Source organism: Allobosea sp. (assembly GCF_030694325.1).
Classification (GTDB): Bacteria; Pseudomonadota; Alphaproteobacteria; order Rhizobiales; family Beijerinckiaceae; genus Allobosea.
Window position 1 is genome coordinate 1 of sequence record NZ_JAUXYO010000327.1, and the last position, 7,362, is coordinate 7,362.

Annotated in this window: 7 protein-coding genes; 5 read left to right on the forward strand and 2 right to left on the reverse strand. The window is 68.9% G+C overall.

The features are described 5' to 3' along the window. A partial coding sequence (locus tag Q8M82_RS20925; RefSeq protein WP_305693229.1) for an exonuclease domain-containing protein occupies positions 1 to 1,152 on the reverse strand: 1,152 nt, incomplete at its 3' end. Positions 1,153 to 1,354: 202 nt separating this feature from the next. Here Q8M82_RS20925 and Q8M82_RS20930 point away from each other — a divergent pair. Continuing rightward, on the forward strand, positions 1,355 to 2,716 hold the full coding sequence (locus Q8M82_RS20930) for a metal-dependent hydrolase family protein (RefSeq protein WP_305693230.1): 1,362 nt from the start codon (positions 1,355 to 1,357) through the stop codon (positions 2,714 to 2,716). 21 nt (positions 2,717 to 2,737) lie between these two features. Here Q8M82_RS20930 and tlpA read toward each other — a convergent pair whose 3' ends face one another. Further along, positions 2,738 to 3,370 (reverse strand): thiol:disulfide interchange protein TlpA, encoded by a 633-nt coding sequence (tlpA, locus tag Q8M82_RS20935; RefSeq protein WP_305693231.1) that lies wholly within the window; start codon positions 3,368 to 3,370, stop codon positions 2,738 to 2,740. A gap of 27 nt (positions 3,371 to 3,397) precedes the next feature. Here tlpA and argH point away from each other — a divergent pair, with 27 nt between their 5' ends. From argH to Q8M82_RS20955, 4 genes are all read left to right on the forward strand, one after another. Then, entirely contained in the window at positions 3,398 to 4,783 is a 1,386-nt protein-coding gene (gene argH / locus Q8M82_RS20940; protein WP_305693232.1) for an argininosuccinate lyase, read from the forward strand. Between the two features lie 184 nt (positions 4,784 to 4,967). Beyond that, positions 4,968 to 5,231 carry an LPS translocon maturation chaperone LptM gene (gene lptM / locus Q8M82_RS20945; RefSeq protein WP_305693233.1) on the forward strand — a complete coding sequence of 88 codons (264 nt, stop codon included), beginning with the start codon at positions 4,968 to 4,970 and terminating at the stop codon, positions 5,229 to 5,231. Positions 5,232 to 5,393: 162 nt separating this feature from the next. After that, on the forward strand, positions 5,394 to 6,698 hold the full coding sequence (gene lysA / locus Q8M82_RS20950; RefSeq protein ID WP_305693234.1) for a diaminopimelate decarboxylase: 1,305 nt from the start codon (positions 5,394 to 5,396) through the stop codon (positions 6,696 to 6,698). 176 nt (positions 6,699 to 6,874) lie between these two features. Further along, the coding region (locus Q8M82_RS20955) for a DUF4175 family protein (RefSeq protein WP_305693235.1) at positions 6,875 to 7,362 on the forward strand (488 nt) is incomplete at its 3' end.

Below are 7,362 nucleotides of genomic sequence, written 5' to 3' on the forward strand. Positions count from 1 at the left end.
CGGCAGGCGCGACCAGATCTGCCCGAGCGCCGGCGCATCGGGAGCGGCGTCGATGTCGTCGCCCAGCGCCACCGCCGTGCCGGCGCGCAGCTGCAGGAGCTTGAGCGGCGTCACCACCCCGACGATCCGGTCCTTGTCGTCGGTGACGGCGAGATGGCGGATGTTGCGGGCGCTCATCCGGCCGATCGCGCGGTAGAGAAAGGCATCGGCCGGCACCGCCACGACCGGCCGCGTCGCAAAGCGGTCCGCCGGCAGCGCCAGCGCCTCGGCGCCGTGACGGCCGATGGCGCGCAGCAGGTCGCGCTCGGTCAGGATGGCTGTGGACGCGGGATGGGCCTCGCTCGCGCCGAGGAAGACCGAGCTGACGCCCAGGCCCGTCATCGCGGCCAGCGCCTCGGCGACGGGCGTCTCCTCCGGCAGGATCACGGGATCGGCGCGCATCACGTCGCGGACGCGGTGGCGATAGGGATAGCTGTCGAGCTTCGGCAGCGGGTCGCCCTCGCGGGAGGGTGCGCGCAGCTCCCAGGCCGGCGGGGCCGCGCCGGCCATTGCGTCGGTGATCCGGCGGCTCGCCGCCACGGCTTCGCCCACGGTGCGGATGCCGCGCTCGCGCAGGCGCGGCGCGAGCGCGAGGAAGACGAGGCCGGCCGCCATCGCATCGCCGAGCGCCCGGTGGCGCTCCTGCGGCGCAATCTCGAGCCAGGCGCCGAGCGCCTCCAGCGAATACGCGGGCAGGCCGGGTTCGGCGAGCTGCGCCAGCAGGCGGATGTCGAGCGCGAGCGGCTGGATGAAGCGCTGCCCGATCCGCTCCGCCTCCTTGGTCAGCATGGCGATGTCGAAGCCGATCGTGTGGCCGATCACCACGCGGCCATCGAGAAAGGCGGTGATGCCCGGGTAGAGCACCTCGAAGGCCGGGGCCCCGCGCAGTGCCTCCGGGTCGAGCCCGTGGACGGCGCGGGACGCAGCGGGAATCTCGACATCGCAGGCAATCAGGCTCTGGAAGGCGTTGGCCCGGTCGAGCCGCCCGCCATCGAGATGAACGGCCGCGAACTCGATCATCCGGGCGCGTTTGACATCGAGCCCGGTGGTCTCGGCGTCGAGGGCGACGCCGCGCACGGCGAAGAGCGGGGTGGCCTGCAGCAGGTTCGGCATGCGGTCGTCTCCGCGCGTCTGCGCAGGACCCTAACGTCAGGCTCGGCACTCTGGCCAGACAACCTTTGACGGTGCGGGAGGTGCCTGCGCTGGTCTCGTACAGGCAGCGAAGGATGCGAGGGAAGTCCCGTTGGCATCGTCATGACAGAGGGCTAGGCTGTCTCCCTCGCCCGGTACGATCGACGCTATCGGAGTTGGCAGCATGGCGCGCCCGTCACGTCGAAATGTCCTCGCGGGTCTGTCGACCCTCGCTTTGGGGCTCCCGCCTGCCGCGAAGGCGCAGGGCAGCCCGGCGGTGGCGACCGGCGGGACGGTCTTCCGCAATGTCCGGATCTTCGACGGACATTCGGGCGTGCTCTCGGCGCCATCCGACGTTCTCGTCAAAGGCAATGTCATCGACAGGATCGCGACGGACCGGATCGGCGTCGAAGCCGGGATCACCGCCATCGAAGGCGGTGGCCGCACCCTCATGCCGGGCCTGACCGACATGCACTGGCACGCCATGCTGGTGCGCTCGACGCCGGCGCAGTCGCTGTTCGGCAATCTCGGCTTCAACTATCTCACTGCCGGCGCCGAGGCGACCGACACATTGATGCGCGGTTTCACGACCATTCGCGATATGGGCGGCCCGTCCTTCGGCCTGAAACAGGCGATCGATGGCGGCGTCGTGCCCGGCCCGCGCATCTACCCGTCAGGCGCGGTCATCACGGTGACGAGCGGGCATGGCGATTTCCGCCAGTTGACGGATTTGCCCCGCAAGCCCGGCACGCTGTCGCGCATGGAGGAGATCGGTGGCAGCATGGTCGCCGACAGCCCCGGCGAGGTGCGGATGCGCGTCCGCGAGCAACTGATGCAGGGTGCCTCGCAGATCAAGCTGACCGCCGGTGGCGGCGTCGCCTCGCCCTTCAGCCCGCTCGACGTCTCGACCTTCACCGCCGACGAGCTCCGCGCGGCCGTCGCGGCCGCCGATAACTGGGGGACCTATGTCGCGGTGCATGCCTATACCCCGGCCGCGATCGCGCGCGCCATCGACGTGGGCGTGAAATGCATCGAGCACGGCCATCTGATGGATGAGGCGACGGCCCGGCTGATCGCGGACAAAGACATCTGGCTGAGCACGCAGGCCTTTCCGGACGAGATCGCGAATGCCTTTCCGCCGGGCTCCTTCGAACGGCAGAAGGCCTATGCGGTCGTCGCGGGGACTGAGAAGACCTTCGAGCTGGCGAAAAAGCACAAGCTCAAGCTCGCCTTCGGGACCGATATCCTGTTTTCGGCGCAACTCGCGACGCGGCACGGCGAGCTCCTGGCCAAGCTCGGCCGCTGGTTCACGCCAGCCGAGGCGCTCACCATGGCGACGGGCACGAATGCGAAGCTGCTGGCGATGTCGGGGCTGCGCAATCCCTATCCGGGCAAGCTCGGCGTCGTCGAGCCGGGGGCGTTGGCGGATCTGCTGCTGGTGGACGGGAACCCGCTGGAGAATCTCGGCCTCGTCGCGGATCCCCGGAAGAACTTCGTGGTCATCATGAAGGATGGCCGGATCTATAAGAACACGCTGCCGGGCTGACGCCTGCAGCGGCGAGCGCCCTCAGGGCCGCGTCATCGCCACCCCGATCAGCGCCTTGGCATCGGCGCTCGCCCAGTCGGCCGGGCCCTGCAGGATTGCGAGTTCGCAGCCCTGCGCGTCGACGATCAGGCTGACCGGCATGCCCTCGACCTTGCGGGCGGCGCGCAGCTCCTGGAACACCTTGGCCTGCGGGTCGGCATAATAGGGCAGGGCGGCGATCTTGCGCTTGTCCAGCCAGGCCCTGGGCTTGTCGAGGTTGCGGGTGTCGATGTTGATCGCCACCACTGCGAAGTCCGGGCCGCCGAGCGCGCTTTGCAGGGCATCGAGCGCGGGCATTTCCTTCAGGCAGGGCGGGCACCAGGTCGCCCAGAGATTGACCAGCAGCGTCTTGCCCCGGAAGGCCGACAGCGTGGTCGGCGTGCCGTCAGGGCCGTTGAAGGCGAGGTCCGGCGTCGGTAGGGGTGTGCCATGGACCTGCACCGCCGCGACGTCGCCGCGCGCCAGCGGGGCCATGCGCGCCGCGACGGGACGGGCGGCACTGCAAGAAGCGGAATTGCCGGCATTGCCCGCAACGGAGTAGAAGGCCGCGACGCCCGCGACGGCGACCAGGGCGAAGGCTCCGACCGCGGCCGTCAATTTCAGTCTGGACCTCATCGCGTCCTCAAAGCAGGAAAGACCGTCGTGAGCAATCGCATGTGGGGTGGGCGTTTCGCCACGGGACCTGATGCCATCATGGAGGAGATCAATGCCTCCATCGATTTCGACCAGCGCCTGTGGCGTCAGGACATCCGCGGTTCGCTCGCCCATGCGGCGATGCTGGGCGAGACGGGCATCCTGACCAAGGAGGATGTCGCCGAGATCAGCGCCGGGCTCAAGCAGGTCCAGAGCGATATCGAGGCCGGGAGCTTCACGTTCTCGCGCGCGCTCGAGGACGTCCACATGAATGTCGAGAGCAGCCTGAAAGATCGCATCGGCGCCGCTGCCGGGCGCCTCCACACCGGCCGCTCGCGCAACGACCAGGTCGCCACCGACATGAAATTGTGGGTGCGCGATACGCTCGACCAGCTTGACGAGCAGATGGCCGATCTTCAGCTCGCGCTGGCTGAGAAGGCGGAGATCCATGCCGGTTCGGTGATGCCGGGCTTCACCCATCTCCAGTCGGCCCAGCCGGTGACCTTCGGCCATCATCTGCTGGCCTATGTCGAGATGCTGGGCCGTGATCGCGGCCGCATCACTGACGCGCGCGCGCGGCTCAACGAATGCCCGCTGGGCGCCGCCGCGCTCGCCGGCACCTCCTTCCCGATCGACCGCGAGATGACGGCCCATGCGCTGGGCTTCGACCGGCCGACGGCGAATTCGCTCGATTCGGTCTCGGATCGCGACTTCGTGCTGGAGACGCTGGCTGCCGCCTCGATCTGCGCGATGCACCTGTCGCGGCTGGCCGAGGAGATCGTGCTCTGGGCGACGCCGCAATTCGGCTTCGTGCGCTTGTCGGACGCTTTCTCGACCGGATCCTCGATCATGCCCCAGAAGCGCAATCCCGACGCCGCCGAGCTGGTGCGCGGCAAGGCGGGCCGCGTCTTCGGACATCTGCAGGCGATGCTGACGATGATGAAGGGCCTGCCGCTGACCTATTCCAAGGACATGCAGGAGGACAAGGAAGGCACCTTCGACGCCCTCCAGACGCTCTCGCTCTGTCTGGCCGCCATGGCCGGCATGGTCCGCGACATGGAGCCGGATCTGAAGGTGATGAAGAAGGCGGCGGGCATGGGCTACGCCACGGCCACCGACCTCGCCGACTGGCTGGTGCGCGTGCTGAAGATGCCCTTCCGCGACGCCCATCATGTGACCGGCCGGCTCGTCGGCATCGCGTCCGAGCGCAAGATCGGGCTGGAGAAGCTCAGCCTCGCCGAGATGCAAGGCGTCGAGCCGCAGATCACCGAGGCCGTCTTCGCCGTGCTCGGCGTCGACCAGTCGGTGCGCAGCCGCGTGAGCTATGGCGGCACGGCCCCGAACAATGTCCGCCGCCAGGCGCGGCGCTGGCTGAAGAAGCTGGCGAAGGCCTGACGCTCGAACCGCGCCGTCATCCCGGGCTTGCCCCGGGATCCATCAGAGAGCGCTGTCGCCCGACGATCGATTCCGGAGCTCCGCTGCGCTTCGTCCGGAATGACGGCCTTGGTCTTCAAAGCCTCGCCTCTGCCGTCATCCTTCGCTACAGTCCCGTCCTCGCCTCGCCCAAGGGTTCGCTTCCGTGCTGCACTCCCGCCTGAAACTCGGCCGCGCCGTCCTGGTCGCGGGCCTGCTCGCTCTCGCGCTGGGAGCCTGCGGCCGCAAAGGCCCGCTCGAGGCGCCGCCGAACGCCACCGGCGCGATCGACCTGCCCGATTCGCAGATCGGTGCGGTCGAGAACAACACGGGCGGCATCGGCGAGACCTCGATCCTGGCCCGCCCGGCCAAGGCCAACCGGGCCATCACTGTGCCCGAGAAGCCCTTCGTTCTCGACCCGATTCTCTGAGTTTTGTCACGAACCGGCCCTCATCCTGAGGAGCCGCGGCACGCGGCGTCTCGAAGGATGATCCAGAGCGCACCGAAGCATCCTTCGAGACGCCGTTCCTCAGGAACGGCTCCTCAGGATGAGGGCTGCGGGACCGTAATCTCGAACCGACGGCAAGAACCGATGCATCATTTCAGCTATCGCGACGGCGCCCTCTTCGCGGAGGAGGTCGATCTGCGCCGCATCGCCGAGGCGGTCGGCACGCCGGTCTATGTCTATTCCTCGGCGACGATCGAGCGGCATTACCGGCTCTATGCGGAGGCGATGAACCGCGCCGCCGGCGGCGGCAAGGCGCATGTCTTCTACGCGATGAAGGCCAACGGCAATCTCGGCGTGCTGAAGACGCTGGCTTCGCTCGGCGCCGGCGCCGACACGGTGTCCGAAGGCGAGGTCCGCAAGGCGCTCGCCGCCGGCTTCCCGCCGGAGAAGATCGTCTTCTCCGGGGTCGGCAAAGCCGAGAGCGAGCTGCGCTTCGCCGTCGAGGCCGGCATCTACCAGGTGAACATCGAGACGGAATCCGAACTCGACCTGCTCTCCAGGGTCGCCAGCCAGCTCGGCAAGCGCCAGGAGGCGGTGTTCCGCGTCAATCCCGACATCGGCGCCGGCGGCCACGCCAAAATCACCACCGGCTCGTCGGAGAACAAGTTCGGCGTCTCCTTCGAGGAGGTCGGCCGGCTCTATGCCCGCGCCGCCAACCTGCCGGGCGTGCGGATGATGGGGCTGGCGCTGCATATCGGCAGCCAGATCCGCGCGACCGAGCCCTTCGAGGCGGCCTATGCCAAGATGGCCACGCTGGTCGGCGCCCTGCGCGGCGAGGGCCACAGGGTCGAGCGGCTCGATCTCGGCGGCGGGCTCGGCATCCCCTACGACATCCCCCAGGACCTAAAAGGCCGGGAATTCGACCACGGGCCGGGCCTGATCGAGGCCTATGCCGACATGGTCGCGCGCGTCACAGAGGGACTCGACGTCGAGCTCGGCTTCGAGCCGGGGCGCCTGATCGTCGGCAATGCCGGCATCCTGATGACGCGGGTGCTGCATCTCAATCCGCGCCCGACCAAGCAGTTCCTCGTCGTCGACGCGGCGATGAACGATCTCGTGCGGCCGGCCATGTACGAGGCCTATCACGAGATCTGGCCGGTGGCGGAGCCTCACCCCGGCACGCCGGAGGTCGCCTATGACGTCGTCGGACCGCTCTGCGAATCGGGCGACACCTTCACCACCGGCCGCGTGCTGCCGGCGCTGAAGCCCGGCGATCTGATCGCCTTCATGACCGCCGGCGCCTATGGCGCCAGCATGGCCTCAACCTACAATCAGCGCCTGCTGGTGGCGGAGGTGCTGGTCAAGGGCGCCGATTTCGCGGTGACCCGGCCGCGCCAGTCCTTCGAGGAGCTGCTCGGCACGGATCGTGCACCGCCCTGGCTGGCCTGAGCAGGCTTGGCGGGCTTCGCGGTTGCGGACCGACATCCTGTTCACGAAACGTGGAGCGGGCCGGGGCGCGACGTCTTCGCACTGGCCTTGCCACATTCACGTGCTAGCGTCGTGATCCTGGCCCTGATGCGGGCGAGAGATCCCGGCGGCATTCGGGGGCGGCTCGGAGCGACGGCATGAAGGAAGCGCAGCGCCGCGAGGCGCCGGTTCGGATCGAGGGCGTGCGGCAGCGTCTGGCACGCCTCGCCATGGCGTCGCGGGTTTCGCTGGGCTGGGAGCGCCTCTGGCCGCGGCTCTGGCTGCCCGTAGCCGTCATCCTCGCTTTTCTCGCGCTCTCGTGGTTCGGCCTCTGGACGATCCTGCCCTGGCAGGGCCGCGCGCTCGGCGTCGCTCTTTTCGCCACCGCGCTGCTGGCCTCCCTCTGGCATGTCGCGCGCCTGGCGCTGCCGACCCATCGCGACGCGCTCAACCGCCTCGATCATTCGCTCGAAGGCGGTCACCGCCCGGCTTCGAGCTTGGAAGACAGCCTCGCCGTCGGCGCGAAGGATCCCGTCTCGCAGGCGCTCTGGGCCCTGCATGTCGAGCGCCAGAGCGCGCGGATCGAGGGCCTGCGCGTCGCTGCGCCTCAGCCGCGGATGGCGAACCGCGACCGCCGCGCACTGCG

Coding starts and splice junctions, on each gene's coding strand:
- Q8M82_RS20930 (WP_305693230.1), top strand. CDS start 1,355: ATGGCGCGCCCGTCACGTCGAAATGTCCTCGCGGGTCTGTCGACCCTC.
- tlpA (WP_305693231.1), bottom strand. CDS start 3,370: ATGAGGTCCAGACTGAAATTGACGGCCGCGGTCGGAGCCTTCGCCCTG.
- lysA (WP_305693234.1), top strand. CDS start 5,394: ATGCATCATTTCAGCTATCGCGACGGCGCCCTCTTCGCGGAGGAGGTC.